The following is a 21066-nucleotide window of genomic DNA, read 5'->3' as shown; positions in this document are numbered from 1 at the left end:
ACCGGCAGTCCGAGTCCGTCGAGTTCCGAGCAGGGCGGCACCCGCGCGGGCACCGGAGTAGCCATCACCGCTCCGAGTGCCGCCGGCACGCTGTCCCGGGGGTGGCCGCTTCGAGCGCGCATCCGCGCGGGCCACCCCTCCCGGACCCCTACCCGAGCAGCAGTTTCTCCAGCACCACGGCGATGCCGTCGTCCTCGTTCGACGCCGTGACCTCGTCCGCGACGGCCTTCAGCTCGTCGTGCGCGTTCGCCATCGCCACGCCGTACCCGGCCCAGCCGAACATCGGTATGTCGTTCGGCATGTCCCCGAACGCGATCGTGTCCGCCGCCTTGACGCCGAGGCGCCGCGCGGCAAGTGACAGGCCCGTGGCCTTGGTCAGGCCCAGCGGGAGGATCTCCACCACGCCCGCGCCCGCCATCACCACGTCCACCAGCCCGCCGACCGCGGCCCGCGCCGCCAGGGCCAGCGCGTCGTCGTCCAGCTCCGGGTGCTGGATGTAGATCTTGTTGAGCGGCGCCGACCACAGCTCCGCCGGATCGTCCACGGCCACGGCCGGAAGCGCGCCGCCCTGCGTCCGGTAGCCGGGGCCGATCAGCACCTCACCGTCGAGCCCGTCCCGGCTCACGGCCAGCGCCGGCGCGCCGATCTCCGCTTCGATCCTGGCGAGCGCGACCTTGGCCAGCTGCCGGTCGAGGGTCAGCGACGTCAGCAGTCTGTGCTCACCCGCGTGGTAAACCTGCGCCCCTTGGCCGCACACCGCCAGGCCCTCGTACCCCAGATCGTCCAGTATGTGCCGGGTCCAGGGCACGGCCCGCCCCGTGACGATGATGTGCGCGGCGCCCGCCGCGGTCACCGCCGCGAGGGCCTCGCGCGTACGGCCGGAGACCGTGCTGTCCTCGCGCAGCAGTGTGCCGTCGAGGTCCGTCGCGACGAGTCGGTACGGGAACGGCGATTCCGAGGACGGGAACGGCGGCTCCGGGGACGCGGGCGCGGTCGCGGGCGTGGCGGGGTCGGTGCTCACTTGGCGACCGGCTCCAGCACCTCACGGCCGCCCAGGTACGGACGGAGCACCTCGGGCACGCGTACCGAACCGTCCGGCAGCTGGTGGTTCTCCAGGATCGCCACGATCGTGCGCGGTACGGCGCAGAGCGTGCCGTTCAGCGTCGACAGCGGCTTGACCTGCTTGCCGTCCCGCATCCGGACCGAGAGCCGGCGGGCCTGGAAGCCGTCGCAGTTGGACGCCGAGGTCAGCTCGCGGTACTTGCCCTGTGTCGGGATCCACGCCTCGCAGTCGAACTTGCGCGAGGCCGAAGCGCCCAGATCACCGGTGGCCACATCGATCACCTGGAAGGGCAGTCCGAGGGAGGTCAGCCACTGCTTCTCCCACTCCAGCAGCCGCTGGTGCTCGGACTGGGCGTCTTCCGGGTTGACGTACGAGAACATCTCGACCTTGTCGAACTGGTGCACCCGGAAGATGCCCCGGGTGTCCTTGCCGTACGTACCGGCCTCGCGGCGGAAGCACGGCGAGAAGCCCGCGTACCGCAGCGGCAGCTTGTCGGCGTCGATGATCTCGTCCATGTGATACGCGGCGAGCGGGACCTCCGACGTACCGACCAGGTAGTAGTCGTCCTTCTCCAGGTGGTACACGTTCTCCGCGGCCTGGCCCAGGAACCCCGTACCCTCCATGGCGCGCGGGCGGACCAGCGCCGGTGTGAGCATGGGGATGAAGCCGGCCTCGGTGGACTGCGCGATCGCCGCGTTGACCAGAGCCAGCTCCAGGAGCGCGCCGACGCCCGTCAGATAGTAGAAGCGCGAGCCGGAGACCTTGGCGCCGCGCTCGACGTCGATGGCGCCCAGCGCCTCGCCCAGCTCCAGGTGGTCCTTGGGCTCGAAGCCCTCGGCCGCGAAGTCGCGGATCGTGCCGTGCGTCTCCAGGACGACGAAGTCCTCCTCGCCGCCGACCGGGACGTCGGGGTGGACGACATTGCCGAGCTGGAGGAGCAGCTGCCTGGCCTCTTCGTCGGCCTCGTGCTGCTCGGCGTCGGCCGCCTTGACGTCGGCCTTCAGCTGCTCCGCCTTCTTGAGCAGCTCCGCCCTCTCCTCGGCGGTCGCCTTGGGGATCAGTTTGCCGAGCGATTTCTGTTCCGAGCGCAGTTCGTCGAAGCGGACGCCGGACGACCTGCGCCGCTCGTCGGCGGAGAGCAGGGCGTCGACGAGCGCGACGTCCTCTCCACGGGCGCGCTGGGAGGCGCGAACACGGTCGGGGTCCTCACGGAGCAGGCGAAGGTCAATCACCCCACCAGGCTACCGGTGTGCGCCGACACCACCCCACTCGATATCGGCAGGCGCGCCTCTTTGTCCCAATTGAGGCAATTGTGGAAGGTGGTGCGGAATCCCGGAAGGGTCCTCGGAGTTCGCCCGCCGTTCGTCAATAAAGTGGGCGCAATTCCCCGGAATGAGGCAGTCCAGTGCTGCCGCCTTGACTCACGCCCCTTGCGTGGGGCGGGACTTGGGGTGCGCGTGGCGGTTCGTTGTCCACAGAGGGGGCGTGCTGGGGGAAGTTATCCACAGGCTGTGCGGGAGATCTGTGGATCGCGGAATTGGTTCCCATGAACGCCGGGGGAGGGGTGCGGAATTCCCTTCTTAAACCCACTTCGCGCACTCATTCGGGTGGGAATTACTCGCTCTAACGAGTTGATCACTGGAATTGAGGTGACACGGGGCGGTCCGGTGCCCTGTGGATGGAAGGGGGCGACTGGGCCGATTTGTCGACTGTGTCGGCTGCGGGTGTCGACTTGTCCCCAGGGTGAGGCGCTTGCCTGTGGATAACTTTGACGTACATCCACAGCCTGCCGTCCAGGCTCCGGCCGCGCCCGCGCCCCCCGTCGGCTCAGACGCCCCTGTCGGCTCAGACGCGGCCGTCCTGGACGCGCGCCAGCCACTCCGCCGCCGAGATGAACTCCGCGTCCGAGGTCCCGGGGCGCGGCACCCCTGCCTCCGCCGGGGACACTCCCGCGCGCGGGTACGAACCGAGGAACCGCACCTTGGGGCAGATCCGCTTCAGCCCCATCAGCGCCTCGCCCACACGCCGGTCCGTGATGTGCCCCTCGGCGTCCGCGGCGAAGCAGTAGTTGCCGATGCCCGCACCGGTCGGCCGGGACTGGATCAGCATCAGGTTGACCCCGCGCACCGCGAACTCCTGGAGCAGTTCGAGCAGCGCGCCCGGGTGGTCGTCGCCCAGCCACAGGACCACCGACGTCTTGTCCGCGCCGGTCGGCGCCGACGGGCGCGCGGGCCGGCCCACCAGAACGAACCGCGTCTCCGCGTTCTCCGCGTCATGGATCTCGTTGACCAGCGGCTTCAGCCCGTACCTCGCCGCCGCGAACTCCCCGGCGAAGGCGGCGTCGAACCGGCCCTCCTGTACCAGCCGCGCCCCGTCCGCGTTCGACGCGGCCGACTCCCACAGCGCGTCCGGCAGGTGGGACCGCAGCCAGTTGCGCACCTGCGGCTGGGCCACCGGGTGACCGGTCACCGTCTTGACGTCCGACAGCTCGGTCCCGGGCCGTACCAGCAGGGCGAAGGTGATCGGCAGCAGCACTTCGCGGTAGATCATCAGCTGCTCGCCGGAGGCGAGTTCGTCGAGGGTCGCGGTGACCCCGCCCTCCACCGAGTTCTCGATCGGGACGAACGCCGCGGCGGCCTGCCCGTTCCGTACGGCGTCGAGGGCCGCCGGGACGGACACCATCGGGACCAGTTCCCGCGTGGCGGCTTCCGGGAGCGTACGGAGAGCGGCTTCCGTGAAGGTGCCCTCGGGGCCGAGATACGTATAGCGCATGGCCGACATACGGTCACCTTAATGGGCCGACCGGGGTCACGTTTCCCGCCTCAGGACTCCAGCAGCCGCTGGCCCACGTACTCCCCCTGCCGTGCGCCCCCCGGTACCGCGAACAGCCCGCTCGCCTCGTGGCGGATGAACGCCGACAGCGCGTCCCCGCGGTCGAGCTTGCGCTGTACGGGGACGAAGCCCTTGAGCGGATGGGCCTGCCAGCAGACGAAGAGCAGCCCCGCGTCCGGCGTGCCGTCGCCGCCGATGCCGTCGTGGAAGGAGAAGGGGCGGCGCAGCATGGCGGCGCCGCCGTTCGATTCGGGCTTGGAGATCCGGGCGTGCGCGTTGGCCGCGATGACGGGGCTGCCGTCCGGGCCCAGCTTGTCGAGGTCCATCTCCGTCGTCTCCGTACCGCCGGTGAGCGGGGCGCCGTCGGCCTTGCGGCGGCCGATGACCTGCTCCTGACGGCTGACGGTGAGCCGCTCCCAGTCGTCGAGGAGCATACGGATCCGCCGTACGACCGCGTACGAGCCGTCCGCCATCCACCCGGGCGTACCGGCGGCGGGGGTCGTGGGGACGAAGATCCGGCGGTCGTAGTCGGGTTCCGACGGCTTGGGGTTGCCGGTGCCGTCTATCTGGCCCATCAGATTGCGGCTGGTCATGGGGTGCGGGGTGGCGCCGGGCGAACGGTTGAAGCCGTTCATCTGCCAGCGCACCCGGGCCGCCGAGCCCGCGTCCTTCTGGAGGGTGCGCAGCGCGTGGAAGGCGACGAGCGCGTCGTCGGAGCCGATCTGGATCCAGAGGTCGCCATTGCTGCGGCCGGCGTCGAGATGGTCGTTGGAGAAGGCGGGCAGCGGGTCCAGGGCCTCGGGACGCTGCCCGGTCAGCTCCGTACGGTCGAAGAAGGTACGGCCGAAACCGAAGGTCACGGTGAGGGAGGAGGGGCCGGCGTCCAGCGCGATGCCCGTGTCGTGGCCGGTGTCGTGGCCGGTGGACCCGCCGTCGCCGTTCGTGGCCGGCTCGCCCGCCATCAGCGCCCGCGCCGACGTCGACCAGCGGCGCAGCAGTGCGGCGGCCTCCTTGCGGCCCGCGCCCGGGAGCAGGTCGAAGGCGATCAGATGGCCGCTGGCCTGCACGGGGGTGGTGATGCCGGGCTGGTGGACGCCGTGGAAGGGCAGATAGTCGGTGCCGACGGTGGTCAGCGCGGTCACCGGTTCGGGGCGGCCGGCCGCGTAACCGGTGGCTCCGCCGACCGCTCCGAGCGCGAGCCCGGCGGCTCCCGCGGCTCCGGCGGTGCCGAGTAGCCGCCGCCGCGAGATGACGGGTGCGGGCCGGTCGTCGGAGCGGTCGTCGGCGGCACTGCCGGGCCGGTCGGCGGAGTGGCCGTCGGCGCGGTCGTCGGCGTTCCGTTGTTCGGGGTTCTGTCGGGTGTCGCTCACGGTGGGTCAGCCGATCTTCACGTTCTTGTCGACGGTCGTCTGGTCGATGTCGGAGGTCCGGACCGTCAGCCTGAGCTGCCAGTCGCCCGGCATGGGCAGCAGCACGGGGTCCGCGGTCCAGTGTCCGGCGCCGGTGCGCTCGGGGGTGATCGGCAGCGGGCCGATCTTCTTGTCCAGGAGGGTGAAGGCGACCTTGATCTCGGGAATGTCCAGCGGCTTTCCGTCGGGGCCGTCGATGTAGATCTCCATGACGTTGGCGCCGGGGGAGGCCGGGTCGAGGGTCAGCCGGACGGTGCCCTTGCCCTTCGCGCCACCGGTGTCGAAGGGCGCGGTGAGGCTGACGGGTTCCTTGGTGCCGGGGGCGGCCGTGGACGCGCCGCCGTTACGGCTCGCCTCCTGCTCGGCGGTGCGGCCCGGTTCTGTGGAGGTCAGCACGGTCGTGATGGCGAGGAGGACGACGGCCACCCCGGCCTCCGCCAGCACGGAACGGCGCAGTCCGATCCGCTCGGGATCGGAATCCCGGTTCCGCTTCTGGCGTGTTGTCGCCAATGCGGCTTCCTGGCGGGCGAGCTGGGTAAGTCTGTCACTGTCGGTTACGGAAATCGTGGTCGAGGCGGTCGTTCCGTCACGGTCTGTCGCCTCTTCTTCCCCCTTCAACTCCCCCTTCAACTCCGACTCCGACTTGGACTCCGACCCCGAATCCGACCCCGACTCCGAATCCGACCCCGACCATTCTCCGAGCCGACCGGTCCACCGCCGTGAGAACCAGGCGATGCCGACCATCACGACCACGAGCCCGACCTTGACCAGAAGGAGCTGCCCGTATGACGTTCCCCCGAGCGCCGACCATGATCCGACCTGACGCCAGGACTGGTAGAGCCCGGTCGCGGCGAGCACCACGACGCTGATGAAGGCGGTGCGGGAGAAGCGCCGTACTGCCGCGCTCTCTATGAAGGGTGCCCGGTAGAGAACGACGAGCAGCGCGGTGAGGCCGCCGAGCCAGGTCGCCACGGCGAGCAGATGAAGGACGTCCACCGGCATGGCGAGTCCGGTCTGGATCCCAGTTGAGGCGTGTTCGGCGAGCGCCCAGGTGGCGGCGATCCCGGCGGCGACGACGGTGCCGCCCAGGGTGAGTCCGAAGGTGAGGTCGTTCTTCGCCGTGCCTTCCTCCGCCGCCGTGTTCTCCTCGCCGTCCGTGCGCGTCGCGCTGTCCTCGTTGTCCTCGCGGTTCCTCTCGCTGTCCTCGTGCTTGGTGTACGCGCCGAAGAGGACGGCGATGAACAGTGAGGCGGCGCCGAGCAGCAGCAGCCGGGAGATGAGCGCCGCGCCGGTCTTGGTGGTGAGGACGTCCTGGAGCCCGCCCAGGTCGAACGCGTCGCCCAGGTTGCCGGAGCCGGTGTACGGGGTGCGCAGGAGCAGCATGGCGAGGGTGGCGCCGGTCAGCGCCAGCCAGCCCCCGACCACCAGGCGCTGCAACGGCCGTACGGAGGCGCCGCGCTGCCAGCAGACGAGGATGAAGGCGATACCGCCGACGAGGAGGATGAAGCCGGTGTACGAGACGTAGCGCGCGATGTCGTACAGGGTGCCGACCAGCCCGCCGCCGGCCTTCTGGGCGGGCAGGACGGCGACGGTCTTGGAGGGTGCCCCGATGGAGAAGGTGAAGGCACCGGAGATGGGATGGCTGTCGGCGGAGACGGCCCGCCAGGCGACGGTGTAGGTGCCGTCGGCGAGGCCGGTTTTGAGATCGACGCCGTACCGGACGGCGCCGGCACCGCTCAGGTTGCGGACCTTTCCGGTGTCGACGCGCTTGCTGTCGGGATCGAGGACCCGGATCGAGTCGTCGCCCAGCGAGACCTGTTCGGAGAAGGAGAGGGCGATGTCCTGGGGCGCGGTGGCGACCACCGCCCCGTCCTCGGGGGTGCTGCCGGTCAGCGCGGCATGCGCGGACGCCGTGCCGGAGGACACGGTGAGGACGGTGCCGAGCAGCACCGTGGTGACGAGCAGCAGTCGCACCAGGGCGACGGCTCTGGTGGGGCCGGTAACTCCGAAGCGCGGGGCGGTGGCTGTCATGGTGTCTCTCAGTCCCTCGGTCAGCGTGTGGCCGGGTTGAAGTTGGTCTCCTTCACGGGAAGTTCGACCTTGATGGGGTCGGTCCTCTCGAAGTGCAGCTCGATGCCGACCTCCTGCCCCTGTGCCGGCCGTTCCTTGAGGTTCATGAACATGATGTGGCTGCCACCGCGTTCGAGAACCAGCTCTCCGCCGGCGGGGATGTCGAAGAACTTCACCTCCCGCATGGCCTGGTTCTCGGTCCGGTGGATGGTGACGCTGTCGGAGATGGTGCTGGTGATGGAGGTGAGTCTGTCGGCGGAGCGACCGCTGTTGGTGACGGTGAGGAAGCCGGCCGCCATGTCACTGACGGGCTTCGGCATGTAGGCGCCGCTGACCTTCAGGCTGGGCGCGGCTCCGGAAGAGGAGGAGACGGAGGAGGATGACGAGGAGCAGCCGGTCAACACCAGGACCGCGGCCGCCGCGAGGCTGCCGCAGAGCCCGGGAGAGGAGCGGCGGGTCACGGGTTCTCCCCCTTGATGATCTTCGGCAGGTCCTTGGCGTAGTCGTCCGCGGTGGCGTCCTCGCCGTACAGGACATATCCGGCGTCGGTCTTCGGGGAGAAGGCGATGACCTGGGTGCCGTGCATGGAGACGACGGTGCCGTTCTTCTCCTTCTTGGGGGCGTCGATGCCGATGCCGAGCTGACGGGCGCCCGCCTGGATGGTGGGGAAGTCGCCGGTCAGGCCGATGAAGGACGGATCACCGGCGCTGGGCAGCCACTTGGCGAGTTCGGCGGAGGTGTCCCGTTCCGGGTCGGTGGTGACGAAGACGACCTGGAGCTTCTCGCGGTCGGCCTCGGACAGCGACTTCATGGCGATGGCGATGTTGCTCATCGTCAGCGGGCAGACGTCCGGGCAGTTGGTGTAGCCGAAGTAGACGAGGGTGGGCTTGCCCTCGGTGCGCTCGCGGAAGTCGTAGGACTTCCCCTTGGTGTCCGTGAGGACGAGGTTCGGCTTCTTGAAGGGCTGGTCGAGTACGGTCGCGGCCTGCGTCTTCGCCGAGGCCGAGACATCGGCGATCGGCTTCGAGGAGGCGTCGTCGCTGGAGCAGGCGGACAGGGTGAGTGCGGCCGCCACGGCGAGAGCGGCGGCGCTGGTCACGGTCTTCTTGCGCATGGGGATATGTCCTGGTGCTGGGTTGTGTGGTGCGGGCCCCGCGCCGCGCGGACCGGGGAGTTCCGGTCCGCGCGCCGCGGAGCACAGTGCGTGGGACGGTGGTGCGTGGTGGGTCAGCCGGTGGTACGGCGCCGGCCGGCCAGGACTCCGAAGGCGACCCCGGCCGCACCGATGACAATGGCGATCACGCTGAGCACGCGGGCCGTGGTGTCGCTGTCGGAGGACGACGAGGCGGTCGTCGAGGCGGCGGTGCCGTCGCCGTCCGCCGCGTCGTCGTTATGCGTGGCGGCGGTCTCGGCGGTGGGCTTGTCGCTCGCTGCGCCGTGCCCGTCGCCGGTGGCCGCGGAGAGCTTCAGGACGGGCGCCGGGCTCTCGGGCTCCTCGGCGCCTTCCTCGGTCTCGTCGATCCAGCGGACGACCTCCTTGTTGTCGTACGTCTGGAGGGTCTTGAACACCAACTGGTCGGCGTCCTCGGGGAGCTGTCCGACCGAGAGGGGGAACTGCTGGAACTGACCCGGCCCGATGCCTGGTCCGGTCTTGCCGCCGGTCGCGGTCCAGGTGACCTTGGTGACGGCCTCGGTGATCGTGTTGCCGTGCACCTTCAGCGGCTTGGTGAGCTTGTCCTTGGTGACCTTGACGTCCCAGCCGGGCACCGGCTGCGGCATGACGGACGCCAGCGGGTGGTCGGCGGGGAAGTTCACTTCGAGCTTGGTGGTGGAGGCGTTGTCCCGCTCGTTGGGGACCTTGAAGTTGATCGTGGCGTAACCGCCCTTGGCGGCCTCGCCCACCGGCTGCACGCTGACATGCGCCGAGGCGGGGCCCGCCAGCAGCAGGAGCGCGGTCGCGGCGATCCCGCCGGCGGCGGAGAGGCGCGTGACGCTTCTGGCCGAGAACGGTGAGCGGGAGGAGCGGGACGCGGGCGAGGCCGGGGAAGCGGGGGAGGCGAACGGCGTTGAGAACACGGAAACACTCCACGATATGAGCTGGAAGCGGCGATCGGGCAGGGCGCCGCGGCGCGCGGTCGCGCGACGGCACGGCGACGGCACCCCCGTCCGTACGGAGTGCGGAGCGCGTCGCGTCAGGCTGCGAGAGCGAGTACGGCCGGCGGGCCGCGTCTGATCACCGAGTGCTGGAGTGTCTCCCCGCCGCCCACCGGGGCAGGCGTGTCGAAGCCGCGGGGTGCGTGCTGCCTGGGAGCGGTCGCGCCGGGCAGCCCCGCGAGCAGGGCGCGTACGAGCGTGAGCGCCACGCGCAGGGCGCGCAGCGGCGCGTTCTCGGCCACATCGCTGATGCCGCGCGCCGAGAGCCGGGTGAGCCGGAGCAGCGCGAGATCGCCGTGCCGCAGCAGCCAGCCGGCCGCGAGAGCGGCCAGCAGATGCCCGAGGATCATGGGCAGCGAGGGCAGCAGCCCGCCCAGGGTGCCCACGGTGCCCGTCGTGTCCCCGGCCGTACCCGTCGCGGCCATGTGCTGGTGGACGGCGCCGCCCGCCAGGGAACCGGTCGGGCTGAGCCCCGCGTTGACGATGATCCGCTCCGCGTCGAGATGACTGATCGCGCCGGGCCCCGCCCCGCAGACCAGCTTCGCCGCCATCCTGATCAGGACGTCGTTCGTGCCCGTCGGCACCGTGAGGTGCCGCTGCCCGAGACCGAAGAGGCTGTGCAGGGCGAACTGCCCGCCCAGCAGGGCGATGACGACGGACGGGGTCGAGCGGGCGCGGCCGGAGAGCGGCGCGGCGACCGCGAACACGCCCAGGAACCCGAGGAGCAGCGTCCACCACGGGACGGGCGCGCAGGCCGCCATGGCATGTCCCGTCGCCGACAGCACGACGCAGACCGCGGTGAACACCGCGGCCCTCAGCAGCCGCGGGGCGGCCGCGGCACAGACGCGCACGGGAATGGACATGGCCGGGTCATCATCGCACTGCGGTCTCCGGCCCCGAGGGGCAGGTCCGGAAGGTCACGCTCTGTCCTGTACGGCGGGCCCGTACGGTGCCGCCACCGGTGCCGTCACTGGTGCCGCACCGGCGTGTCCGGCGCGGGCGCACCGTACCGCTGCCGCCCTATACACCTCTGTGCGCCGCATGCGCGTCCGCCGGATGAGCGATATCACGTCGAGTAGGGGCTTACACCCGGAGCGTAGGGGCAATACGTAACGGTATGTCGAGCCGCAGCCAGGAGGCTGGAGCATGAGCATCTGGTGGTCTCTCCACTTGCGGCGCGAAGCCGCGAGCGTTCCGCTCGCCCGGCGCCTGCTGCTCGGCACGATGGAGACGGCCGGGGTCGATCCCGATGTCTCCTTCGATCTCTCGGTCGCGCTCAGCGAGGCCTGCGCGAACGCCGTCGAGCACGGCGGCGGTGGCGAGGGCCCCGGCGAGGCGCCCGGCGCGTACCGGGTGACGGCCTATCTGGACGGCGAGCTGTGCCGTATCGAGGTGGCCGATTCGGGCCCCGGCTTCCCGGCCCGGCGCACGGCGGGCCGGACGACGCCGGTGCCCGCAGCGGTGCCCGTTCCGGCGCCTGTTCCGGCGCCCGCGCCCCCGACGCTCGCCGAGAGCGGGCGCGGGCTCGGTCTCATCGAGCAGCTCGCCGATCATGTCCATGTCCGCAACCGGCCGGGGCGCGGCGCGGTGGTCAGCTTCGACAAGATCCTGAAATGGCGTGAGGGCGCTCCGCTGGTCACGGTTTAGCGCGGCCGACTTCCAGATCCGGGATCCCAGGAAGCCGCCCGCGCGCAGACCGCCTCCCGTTTCTCCCGCCCCCGGGGCCCAGGGCTGTGAGTCCTGAGCCCCGAGCCGGGATCAGGCCTGCCTCAGGCCCGCCATCCACGCCTCGACCTCGTCCGACCGGCGCGGCAGCCCTGCCGACAGGTTCCGGTTGCCGTCCTCGGTGACGACGATGTCGTCCTCGATCCGGACGCCGATGCCCCGGTACTCCGCGGGTACGGTCAGATCATCGGCCTGGAAGTACAGCCCCGGCTCGACGGTGAGGCACATCCCGGGCGCCAGCGTCCCGTCCGCGTACGCCTCCCTGCGGGCCGCCGCGCAGTCGTGGACGTCAAGTCCGAGCATGTGGCCGGTGCCGTGCAGCGTCCAGCGGCGCTGGAGGCCCAGCTCAAGGACCTTCTCGACCGGCCCCTCCAGCAGCCCCCACTCGACGAGCCGCTCGGCGAGCACGCGCTGCGAGGCGTCGTGGAAGTCGCGGTACTTCGCGCCCGGCCGCACGGCCGCGATCCCGGCCTCCTGCGAGTCGTACACCGCGTCGTAGATCTTCCGCTGGAGATCGCTGTAGCGGCCGTCGATGGGCAGCGTGCGCGTGACGTCGGCGGTGTAGAGCGTGTGGGTCTCCACCCCGGCGTCGAGCAGCAGCAGGTCCCCGCGGCGCACGTCGCCGTCGTTGCGGACCCAGTGCAGCGTGGTGGCGTGCGGGCCCGCCGCGCAGATCGAGCCGTACCCGATGTCGTTGCCCTCGACGCGGGCGCGCAGGAAGAAGGTGCCCTCGATGTAGCGCTCGCTGGTCGCCTCCGCCTTGTCGAGGATCCGTACGACGTCCTCGAAGCCCCGCACGGTCGAGTCGACGGCCTTCTGGAGCTCGCCGATCTCGAACTCGTCCTTCACCGCGCGTGCCTCGGAGAGGTACACGCGCAGCTCTTCGTCCGTCTCGGCGGTGACCTTGTCGGCGAGCGTGGCCTCGATGCCGGCGTCATGGCCGCGTACGGCGCGGACCCGGCCCGTGGCCTCCTTGAGCGCGGCGGGCAGCTCTCGTACGTCCTTGGCGGGGATCCCGAGCACCTGCTCGGCCTCGGCGAGGGAGTGCCGGCGGCCGACCCACAGCTCACCCTGGCCGTCGAGCCAGAACTCGCCGTTCTCGCGGTTGGAGCGGGGCAGCAGGTAGATCGTCGCCTCGTGGCTGTCGCGGCCCTCCTGGTCGGGGCGCGGTTCCAGTACGAGGACGCCGTCCTGGGTCTGGTCGCCGGTGAGGTACGCGTACTCGGTGGCGGCGCGGAAGGCGTAATCGGTGTCGTTCGACCGCGTCCTGAGGTTGCCCGCGGGGATGACGAGGCGCTCGCCCGGGAAGCGCGCGGAGAGCGCGGCGCGGCGGGCGGCGGTGTACGGCGCCTGTGCGAGGGGCGCCAGACCGTGCAGCTCGGTGTCGGCCCAGCCGGACTTCATGTTCTCCGCGAGTTCGTCGGACACGCCCGGGTACAGACCGTTCTTCCTCGGCTTGATCGGTTCCTCTTCTTCGGTCTCTGGGGTCTCCGCGTCCTCAGCCACGTCTTCTCTCCTTCATACGGCATACGACATACGGCACTGGTCCAATTCCATCGTATGTGTGAGGGGAAGGGGGTTTCGGGGGGTAGCTCGCAAGAGCCGTGCGGTGGAGTGCGGTCCTATGTGGTGCGGATCAGTCGAAACGTACGGCGAGCAGCACGAAGTCGTCGGATTCGTCGGTCTCTTCAGTGGCGGTGCCGTCCTCGTACGTACGCGGGCCGGTCCCGTCCCCCGGCAGGAGCGTGCGCAGTACGTGGTCGGCGACCGCCCCGGGATCCGCCCGCGCCGCCGCGGGCACGCTCGCCGCCGCCGCGCGCAGCCGGGAGAAGGCGCGGTCCATGGCGTCACCGGTGCGCCAGAGCAGACCCTCTGTGTAGAGGAGCAGCGTTTCGCCGGGCGCGGGCGCCAGCACCACGCTCGGCGCCTCCCAGCAGGCGAGCATCCCGAGCGGCGCGGACAGGGACGTCTCGACGTACTCGGCGCGCCGGTCCCCGACGATCAGCGGCGGCGCGTGACCGGCTCCGGCCAGCACGATCCGGCGCCGGTCGGGTTCCGCGTACGCGAAGAGCGCGGTGGCGGTGCGGGCCGGTTCCGTCAGCCGCAGGAGGAGCTCCAGATCGGAGAGTACGGCGACGGGGTCCTCGCCCTCCATCACGGCGTACGCCCGCAGGCAGGCGCGCAGCCGCCCAGACGCGGCGACCGCGCCCGGCCCGGAGCCGCTGACCGAGCCGACGGCGAGGCTGAGGGCGCCTTCGGGCAGCGGGAGGGCGTCGTACCAGACGGTGCTGCCGGGGCCGGGGTCGCCGGGGCGGTAGCCGCCCGGGCGGTAGTCGCCGGGTCCGTAGCCGCCCGGGTTGCGGACGTCTGCGCCGCTGCCGTCCGGGCCGTAGCCGTCCGCGCCGCCGTTCGACGTGCCGGCGCGGCGGCGTCCGGCGAGCTGTACGCCCGGCATCCGGGGCAGCCGTCCGGGCAGCAGTTCTTCGGTGAGGGCGGCCGTCCGCGCCCGGCACCGCTCCAGCTCCAGCAGCCGGGCGAGGTGCTCGCCGGCGAACCGGGTGTAGCGGGCGAGGAGGTGGCGCTGTCTCGGCGCCGGCTCGGTGGGCTCGTCGTACAACCAGACCGCCGAGCCGAGCTGTTCGGCCGAAGCGTCGGTCGAGGCGCCAGCGTCGGCGTCGGTGTCGTCATCAGCAAGGGCCGCTGAGTACGTACCGGCCAGGGGTACGGCGTAACTGGCGCGGTATCCGAGCCGCACCGCGACCTCGCGCCGGCGAGGGTCCAGCTCCGCGTCCGCGAGCAGATCGGGGACGCACGCGGGTTCGGTGAGGTGCCGGCCGTACGAGGCGGCGTGGCGCGGAATGGTCTCCAGGAGGCCGAGATCGGCGTGCGAGAGCCCCAGGCCGCGCGTACTGACCGGTCCGCGGCCGTCGGCCGGTTCGAGCACGGCCAGCCCCCGGCGGGCTCCCAGCAGGGCGGCGCCGGCGCGGAGCAGTTCATGGAGCGCGCCGTCCACGGAGCGGGTCCCGGCGAGGCGCTCGGTGAGCGCGCTGAGGGTGGTGAGATCCGCGATCCGGTCCGCGGCCTGATCCGCGATCCGGTCCGCTGCCCGATCGGCGGCGGCGGAGGCGGTCGGTCGGGCAGCCGCTGCCGGCTGATCGGTGGCCGTCGGTTGATCGGACGGCGGGCCAGTGTGGGTGGGAGCGGGGGAAACTGGATTGATTCCAGCCACTTTCGGCGGGTGCCGGGCGCTCATGGCAACCGGCTGTTCGACTGGTGTGTTTCGCTCAATAGCATGGCGAACCCCCATGTCATTCTGTGCGATCAGCAACGCATCCACATGTACACGCACACCGGATGCAATGTCCAGCATTGTCCCGGCGGACCGGCGGGATCGCGGGCGGCAGGCGCGGGTATCCATGGATTCCTGAGTTTGGCTGGAAAATGACCTGCTGTCCTGGGTTTTGCGATCGACTGAGGGCGCTTGACCGGTGGATCCTCCGGGGCCGGTTTCCCATACGGTCCGGGTGGAGCGTCATTCCGAACGTGATGGGTACGTAAACGGTGACGGACAGGGGCAGTTGCGACCGCCCCGGAACCTGGCGACGGGACCGGGCGTCTTAACCGCCGTAGGTCGCGCCCCATCCCCCGGAGTGGCGGGAAAAGTACAGCGGGACAGTAGCGGGACAGCAGCAGGTCAGTAAGCGCCATGCGCACGCCACCCCTCGCCACTCGTTGGACGAAGACAGTCCGTGAGCCATCTCAGGTACGGTGCGACGCGCGTCGTGGATCTGAGGGCCCGCCGCCGTAGTACGCAGCAGTACGCATCGAAGTACCGCAGTGTTATGCACGTCCTGTTATGCGCGACAACGCACGTATCAACGCACGTCAACCGCACGCCAATGGACATCAACGCACGTCTACGCACACGTCGACGCACGTCCGCGCACGATGTACGCACGGCGAAGTGATGCACACACATGGTGTCAGTGTCATGTGGACCTCGGCGTTCAACGGAAAGGAACGAGCGCTCATGCGCGAGATCCCCGGAAGGCGACGCAGGCTCTGGTTCCGGCGCAACGGGCGGCGGCCTGCCCAGCTCGAAGCGGCGCTCACCTGCGCCACCGCGTGGAACTGGCCCGTACTCCCGGGCGCCGGGCTCAAAGCGGCCGGCGGACTCGGGACCCGTGGCCGGGGCTGCTCCTGCCCGGACCCCGACTGCGCCGTACCCGGCGCGCACCCCTTCGACCCGGGGCTGCTCACGGCGACCACCGACGCGCGCATGGTGCGCTGGTGGTGGAACAACCGCCCCACGGCCCCCATCATGCTCGCCACCGGCGGCACGGCGCCGTGCGCGGTGAGCCTGCCGGCCGTCGCGGGCGCCCGCGCGCTGGTGGAGCTCGACCGGATGGGCATGCGGCTCGGACCGGTCGTGGCGACCCCCACCCGCTGGTCGCTGCTCGTCGCGCCGTACAGCCTCGAACAGCTCGGTGAGCTGCTCTACAGCAAGGACTGGGTGCCCAGTTCGCTCCGTTTCCACGGGGAGGGCGGCTATCTCGTACTGCCGCCGTCCGAGGCGGCGGGCGGACAGGTCCGCTGGGAGCGGGCCCCGCTGGAGGGCTCGGCGGCGCCGTGGCTGCCGGATGTGGAGGCGGTCGTCGACGCACTCGTCGAGGCGAGCACGGGCGCGCCGGACGGTGGCAGCCGGCTCGCGTACTGACGTACGCGCCGGAGCGGGCCTCTTGGGAGTGTGTGTGCCCAGCGTGCGCTGGGGGCGCGTCAGGGGCGCATCCGCTGCCGCGTTGTCGTGTGCAACGGGCGGAGAACGGACGGGAAGCCGGGAACGCGAACGCCCGGTCGCTGGCGACGGGGGATGCACCAGCGACCGGGCTTCTAGAACGGTAACAAGAGTTCGGCGGTTAGCAAATTCGATCTGGCGTATTCAGGCAATGAATTACTTGCCGGTAAGGCAAGTGCTGTGCCAGGTGTCCCAAGTGTCACGGACTGCCGGGCGCCGCGGGGGCGGTCGATCACCTGACCGACCGCCGGATCACTGACCGCTTGACCGGGTGACCGGGTGGCCGGGTAACGGCCTGCGCTTGACCGCCTGACCGCCTGACCGCCTGACCGGCCACCGGCGCCGGGTGGGCACCGGTGGCCTGCGCCATCAGCTCAGCGTGATCTGCCGGTTGGTGAGCCCTCCGCGTGCCCGGCGCTCCTCGCCGGTCAGCGGCGCGTCGACCGCGAGTGCCGCCGCCAGCCGCTCGGCGAACTCCGCCGCGGGCTTCTCGCACTCCTCCGCGCCCATGGCGCTCGGCAGGTCCCACACCGGTACGGTCAGCCCGTGCGCCCGGAAGGAACCGACCAGCCGGGTCCCCTCCCCGAGGCTCGACGTGCCCGCGGCGTGCAGGCGCGCGAGCGCGTCCAGCAGCTTCTCCTCCGGGTACGGCATGACCCAGCGCAGGTGGTTCTTCTCCGGCGTCTCGCACCAGTACGCGGCGTCCGTGCCGGTGAGCAGGGCGGTCGGGATCGCGGCGGCGTTGGCGCGCTCCAGGGAGGCCGCCACCTCGGCCGACGCGTTCTCCGCGTCCGGCACCCAGAACTCGAAACCGGGGTGGACGACCGGCGTGAACGCGGCCTCAGGGTCCAGCAGGTCCTGGAGCCGCGGACCGTCGGCCTCCACCCGGTGGGCCGCGACCGGACTGCCCGGCTCCGCCACCAGCGCACGCCGGAGCGTATCGGCGAGGTCCCGGCTCAGATCGCCCGACGACGTGTCGTTCTGGAGCGCGAGGAGTACGGAACCGTCGTCGCGGCGCAGCGCCGGCCAGGCCATCGGCAGGACGGTCGCGAGGGTCACGGACGGTACGCCTTCCGGCAGCCCGTCCTTCAGGGTCAGTTCGACGGTCGCGGCGGGCACCAGCTCGCGCAGCGCGACCCAGTCGCACTCGCCGGCCAGGCCCTCGAAGGGGCGCTGGACCAGTTCGGCCACGGCGTGCGCGGCGGCCCGGCCGTGACATGCCTTGTAACGACGGCCCGAACCGCACGGGCAGGGCTCGCGCGCCCCCACCACCGGAACCTGTCCGTCCGTGAGCTGAGGCTTCGCGGCCTTCGTCTGGGGGCGCTTCTTGGCCATGGTGTGGCTTTCTCCCGGGAGCGGCGATGCGGTACCGGCGTGAGCCTAGTGCCCCGCCGGTACCGGGTGCCGCGCGGCGAGCGGATCGGGGCCGTCGCCGGGTGCCGTACGACGGCGAGCCGATGCCCTCGCCCGTCGCCTGTCGCCGTCAGCCGATGTCGTCGAACGCTCCTGTGAAGCCCAGCCCGTCGAACCGATCGAGTGTCTCCAGCCGGCTCAACTCGTCCAGTCCGTCCAGTCCGTCCAGCCCGTCCATGCTGCCGAGACTGTCCAGCCCACCCATGCCGGCGAGCGCGACGGCCAGCCCGGGACCCGGACCAGGACCCGGACCTGCACCTGCCCCCGCACTCGGTGCCCCCGGACCTGTGACGCGCGTAGCGAAATCGTCGCGCCGGTGCCCCTCCGTGACAACGACCCAGACCGTGACCTCCCCGGACGCGCCGTCCCGTACGCCCCAGTCCTGCGCGAGGGACGTGATGATGTTGAGCCCGCGACCGCCTCTGGCCGTGACCGAGGGGGTGGCCGGAATGGGCCGGGTCGGCCCGCCACCGTCCGTCACCTCGACGGTCAGCCGACCTGCCTTGTCGACACGCCAGGCCGCGCGGATGTCGCCGTCGCCGATTTCGCCGTGCCCCAGCGGTCTGCCGTGCCGGCAGGCGTTGCTGAGCAGTTCGGAAAGGATCAGTACGGCATCATCGACGACCGAGTCCGAGACCCCGCTGCGGCTCAACTGCTCACGCATCCGGCGCCTTGCTCTCCCCACGCCCGCAGGGCCATGAGGAACGGCCATGCTCGACGACGTGGGCACTTCCTGTGCCACCACAAACGCCACCCCCGAGACCTCCTTTGCCCCACGCCACGGTGTGGATGCCCCGAGGGCCCGGACCGGAAACCGTACGGAGCGAGGCCATTGACGCACTCGTCGCGGTGGAACGCCGGACACGTGCGCCGGTGCACTCCCCGTGACGGTGGGCGCCGCCGTACCGAGCAATGTCGGCCGGTTGCCGGACGCGGGCCGGACGCAGGTCAGACGGTCCGGCCGAGCTGCGAGAGAACCTGTTTGGGCCGGTTGGTGATGATCGCGTCCACACCGAGCCGGACACAGAGCTCGACGTCCTCCGGTTCGTTCACCGTCCAGACGTGTACGCGGCGCCCCGCCCGGTGCAGCCGGGCGATATAGCCGGGGTGGTTCCGTACGATCCGGATTCCGGGTCCGGCGATCTGCGCGCCCGCGGGCAGCCACCCGTCGCGCAGCCGGGGCGAGACGAACTGCATGAGGTAGACGGTCGGCAGCTGGGGCGCGGCGGAGGCGATCCGGTGCAGGGAGCGTGCGGAGAAGCTCATGATCCGTACAGAGGACTCGCCGCCGGGCCCCCCACTCCCCACGGACACACCCGTTCCGGCGCCCTCCCCCGCCCCCGTCCCGGTCCCCGCCCCCGTCCCGGTCCCCGCCCCCGTCCCGGTCCCCGCCCCCGTCCCGGTCCCCGCCCCCGTCCCGGTCCCCGCCCCCGTCCCAGGGTTGTCGAGTCCGAAGCGCCGCAGCAGCTGTAGCAGCCGCTCCTCCACCTGACCGGCCCAGCGTGTCGGATGTTTGGTTTCGATGGCGAGCTGAAGAGGCCGGCCCGCGTCCGCGATCAGTTCGAGCAGCCGCTCCAGGGTCAGTACGGAGGTGAAGCCGGGATCCCGCCAGTCCGGGCTCTCCTCGCTGTCCTTCCAGGAGCCGAAGTCGAGCGCCGCGAGATCGGCCAGCTCCAGGGCGGAGACGGCGCCGCGCCCGTTGGAGGTGCGGTTCACGCGCCGGTCGTGCACACAGACCAGATGGCCGTCCGCCGTGAGCCGTACATCGCACTCGAGCGCGTCCGCGCCGTCCTCGATGGCTTTCACGTACGCGGCCAGGGTGTGCTCGGGGGCGTCCTCCGACGCTCCGCGGTGGGCGATGACCTGGATGCTGCGCTGTCGTGCTTGAGTCACGGGGCCATGGTGTCATCGTGACGGAGCGGCCGGGCGGGGTGGCGGTCCTCACACTGCCGGTCACTGCCGGGCGCGTTCGTTATGTCCGTAATAAAGGATGGCGGCCGGATGCACAGGTCCCGCTTACAGTGGCCTGACGTGCCGTGGGAAAAGCTGACCGCACAATCCCATAGCGGAACTCTTGCCGAAGACGACGTGGAACCGAGGAGAAAGAGCTGTGAGCACCGAGAACGAGGGCAACGCGGTCCCCGCCGCCCCGTCCGTACCTCCTGTGCCGGATGCCGCTCCTGAGGGCACACCCGCGTCCGCTCCGAGAGATGCCGCGTACGACCTGCCGGAGCACCCCGAGCAGCCTGAGCAGCCGACGGCTGCGGCAGCGGCTCCCGTAGCTCCGGCGCCCCCGGAAGCACCTGCGCCGGTCCCGGCAGGGGCGGGCGCCGGATGGCCGCCGCCCCCGCCCGCGCTCCCCGCGTACGGTGCCGCGCCCGCGTGGGGCGCGCCGGTCGCCGGCCACGAGACGCAGCAGCTGGGGCTGGGGCTGCCGCTGGAGCCGCAGCCGCAGCCGCGCAAGCGTTCGAATGGCCTGGTCACCGCCGTGGTCGTGGCCGCGCTGGTCGCGGGCGGGATCGGCGGCGGGATCGGCTACTGGGGCGCCAAGAACAACGACAGCGGCTCGATCGGTTCGACGACGGTCTCGGCGGGCACCCCGGAGGACCTCAAGCGCGATGCCGGTACGGTCGCGGGCGTGGCGCAGAAGTCGCTGCCGAGCGTCGTCACCATCGAGGCGAAGGGCGGCAACGGCGAGGGCGGTACGGGCACCGGCTTCATCTACGACAAGGAAGGCCACATCCTCACCAACAACCACGTGGTGGCCTCCGCGGCCGACGGCGGTGAACTCACCGCGACGTTCTCCGACGGCAAGAAGTACACGGCGGAGGTCGTCGGCCGGGCCGAGGGCTACGACGTGGCGGTGGTGAAACTCAAGGACGCGCCCTCCGGTCTGGCGCCGCTTCCCCTGGCCGACTCGGAGAAGGTCGCGGTCGGCGACACGACGATCGCGATCGGCGCCCCCTTCGGCCTCTCCAACACCGTCACCACGGGCATCATCAGCGCCAAGAACCGCCCGGTCGCCTCGGGCGATGGTTCCGGCTCCAGCAGCTCGTACATGAGCGCCCTCCAGACCGACGCCTCGATCAACCCCGGCAACTCGGGCGGCCCGCTGCTGGACTCGCGCGGCGCGGTCATCGGCATCAACTCGGCGATCCAGTCGGCCGGCAGCGGCGGCATCGGCCAGTCCCAGTCGGGCTCGATCGGCCTGGGCTTCGCCATCCCGATCAACCAGGCGAAGAACGTCGCCGAACAACTCATCAAGACGGGCAAGCCGGTCTACCCCCTGATCGGCGCCACGGTCACGATGAACGCCGAGGGCGAAGGCGCCACGATTTCCCCCCAGGGCGAGGGCGGCACCCCGGCCATCTCCCCGAACGGCCCCGCCGCCAAGGCCGGCCTCAAGGCGGGCGACGTCATCACCAAGTTCAACGACACCCCGATCGACAGCGGCCCCACCCTGATCGGCCAGATCTGGACCCACAAGCCCGGCGACACGGTCACCCTCACCTACAAGCGCGACGGCAAGGAATCCACCGCCCAAGTAACCCTGGGCAAACGCGAAGGCGACAACTGACCGGCTAGGCTGTCCCCCGCGTCACCAC

17 protein-coding genes are annotated in these 21066 nt (G+C 71.1%); 3 read left to right on the top strand and 14 right to left on the bottom strand.

Annotated features, from left to right (window positions below; genetic code table 11):
• Nucleotides 1-148: 148 nt before the first annotated feature.
• From AB0389_RS09015 to AB0389_RS08975, 9 genes are all read right to left on the bottom strand, one after another.
• Nucleotides 149-1021 (bottom strand): HAD family hydrolase, encoded by an 873-nt coding sequence (locus AB0389_RS09015; RefSeq protein WP_366394647.1) that lies wholly within the window; start codon nucleotides 1019-1021, stop codon nucleotides 149-151.
• A complete protein-coding gene (gene serS, locus AB0389_RS09010) occupies nucleotides 1018-2295 on the bottom strand; it encodes a serine--tRNA ligase (protein WP_366394646.1) in 1278 nt (425 codons plus the stop codon). The genes AB0389_RS09015 and serS overlap by 4 nt, the downstream gene beginning before the upstream one ends.
• A gap of 613 nt (nucleotides 2296-2908) precedes the next feature.
• A complete protein-coding gene (gene pheA, locus AB0389_RS09005; RefSeq protein WP_366394645.1) occupies nucleotides 2909-3844 on the bottom strand; it encodes a prephenate dehydratase in 936 nt (311 codons plus the stop codon).
• Nucleotides 3845-3885: 41 nt separating this feature from the next.
• Complete coding sequence (gene efeB / locus AB0389_RS09000; RefSeq protein WP_366394734.1) at nucleotides 3886-5145, bottom strand: iron uptake transporter deferrochelatase/peroxidase subunit; 1260 nt, start codon at nucleotides 5143-5145, stop codon at nucleotides 3886-3888.
• Nucleotides 5146-5271: 126 nt separating this feature from the next.
• Entirely contained in the window at nucleotides 5272-7335 is a 2064-nt protein-coding gene (locus AB0389_RS08995) for a copper resistance protein CopC (protein WP_366394644.1), read from the bottom strand.
• Between the two features lie 20 nt (nucleotides 7336-7355).
• On the bottom strand, nucleotides 7356-7781 hold the full coding sequence (locus AB0389_RS08990; RefSeq protein ID WP_366394733.1) for a copper chaperone PCu(A)C: 426 nt from the start codon (nucleotides 7779-7781) through the stop codon (nucleotides 7356-7358).
• Nucleotides 7782-7831: 50 nt separating this feature from the next.
• Nucleotides 7832-8488, bottom strand: coding sequence for an SCO family protein (locus tag AB0389_RS08985; protein WP_366394643.1), 657 nt, complete (start codon nucleotides 8486-8488; stop codon nucleotides 7832-7834).
• Nucleotides 8489-8601: 113 nt separating this feature from the next.
• Nucleotides 8602-9339 (bottom strand): YcnI family protein, encoded by a 738-nt coding sequence (locus AB0389_RS08980; RefSeq protein ID WP_366394732.1) that lies wholly within the window; start codon nucleotides 9337-9339, stop codon nucleotides 8602-8604.
• 227 nt (nucleotides 9340-9566) lie between these two features.
• Complete coding sequence (locus AB0389_RS08975; protein ID WP_366394642.1) at nucleotides 9567-10391, bottom strand: hypothetical protein; 825 nt, start codon at nucleotides 10389-10391, stop codon at nucleotides 9567-9569.
• A 283-nt stretch (nucleotides 10392-10674) separates the two neighbouring features.
• On the opposite strand from AB0389_RS08975, the gene AB0389_RS08970 reads away from it, so the two are divergent.
• A complete protein-coding gene (locus AB0389_RS08970; protein WP_366394641.1) occupies nucleotides 10675-11175 on the top strand; it encodes an ATP-binding protein in 501 nt (166 codons plus the stop codon).
• Nucleotides 11176-11286: 111 nt separating this feature from the next.
• Here the strand turns inward: AB0389_RS08970 and AB0389_RS08965 are convergent, their stop codons facing one another.
• Entirely contained in the window at nucleotides 11287-12759 is a 1473-nt protein-coding gene (locus AB0389_RS08965; RefSeq protein ID WP_366394640.1) for an aminopeptidase P family protein, read from the bottom strand.
• A gap of 130 nt (nucleotides 12760-12889) precedes the next feature.
• Nucleotides 12890-14623 carry a PP2C family protein-serine/threonine phosphatase gene (locus tag AB0389_RS08960; RefSeq protein ID WP_366394639.1) on the bottom strand — a complete coding sequence of 578 codons (1734 nt, stop codon included), beginning with the start codon at nucleotides 14621-14623 and terminating at the stop codon, nucleotides 12890-12892.
• Nucleotides 14624-15283: 660 nt separating this feature from the next.
• On the opposite strand from AB0389_RS08960, the gene AB0389_RS08955 reads away from it, so the two are divergent.
• The gene (locus AB0389_RS08955; protein ID WP_366394638.1) at nucleotides 15284-15970 is read left to right on the top strand and encodes a bifunctional DNA primase/polymerase; all 687 of its coding nucleotides are present in this window, start codon (nucleotides 15284-15286) and stop codon (nucleotides 15968-15970) included.
• Nucleotides 15971-16417: 447 nt separating this feature from the next.
• Here the strand turns inward: AB0389_RS08955 and AB0389_RS08950 are convergent, their stop codons facing one another.
• From AB0389_RS08950 to AB0389_RS08940, 3 genes are all read right to left on the bottom strand, one after another.
• Nucleotides 16418-17383 carry a DUF5926 family protein gene (locus AB0389_RS08950; RefSeq protein WP_366394637.1) on the bottom strand — a complete coding sequence of 322 codons (966 nt, stop codon included), beginning with the start codon at nucleotides 17381-17383 and terminating at the stop codon, nucleotides 16418-16420.
• Nucleotides 17384-17531: 148 nt separating this feature from the next.
• The gene (locus AB0389_RS08945; RefSeq protein WP_366394636.1) at nucleotides 17532-18302 is read right to left on the bottom strand and encodes an ATP-binding protein; all 771 of its coding nucleotides are present in this window, start codon (nucleotides 18300-18302) and stop codon (nucleotides 17532-17534) included.
• A gap of 107 nt (nucleotides 18303-18409) precedes the next feature.
• Nucleotides 18410-19354: a glycerophosphodiester phosphodiesterase family protein gene (locus AB0389_RS08940; RefSeq protein WP_366394635.1), complete on the bottom strand. Its 945-nt coding sequence runs from the start codon at nucleotides 19352-19354 to the stop codon at nucleotides 18410-18412.
• 217 nt (nucleotides 19355-19571) lie between these two features.
• Here AB0389_RS08940 and AB0389_RS08935 point away from each other — a divergent pair, with 217 nt between their 5' ends.
• The gene (locus AB0389_RS08935) at nucleotides 19572-21038 is read left to right on the top strand and encodes a trypsin-like peptidase domain-containing protein (protein WP_366394634.1); all 1467 of its coding nucleotides are present in this window, start codon (nucleotides 19572-19574) and stop codon (nucleotides 21036-21038) included.
• The last annotated feature ends 28 nt before the right edge of the window (nucleotides 21039-21066 follow it).

Origin of the sequence: Streptomyces sp. NPDC093109, from assembly GCF_040701725.1 — a bacterium.
In the GTDB taxonomy this organism is placed as follows: Bacteria; Actinomycetota; Actinomycetes; order Streptomycetales; family Streptomycetaceae; genus Streptomyces.
This window is presented reverse-complemented; position numbering and strand designations above follow the sequence as displayed.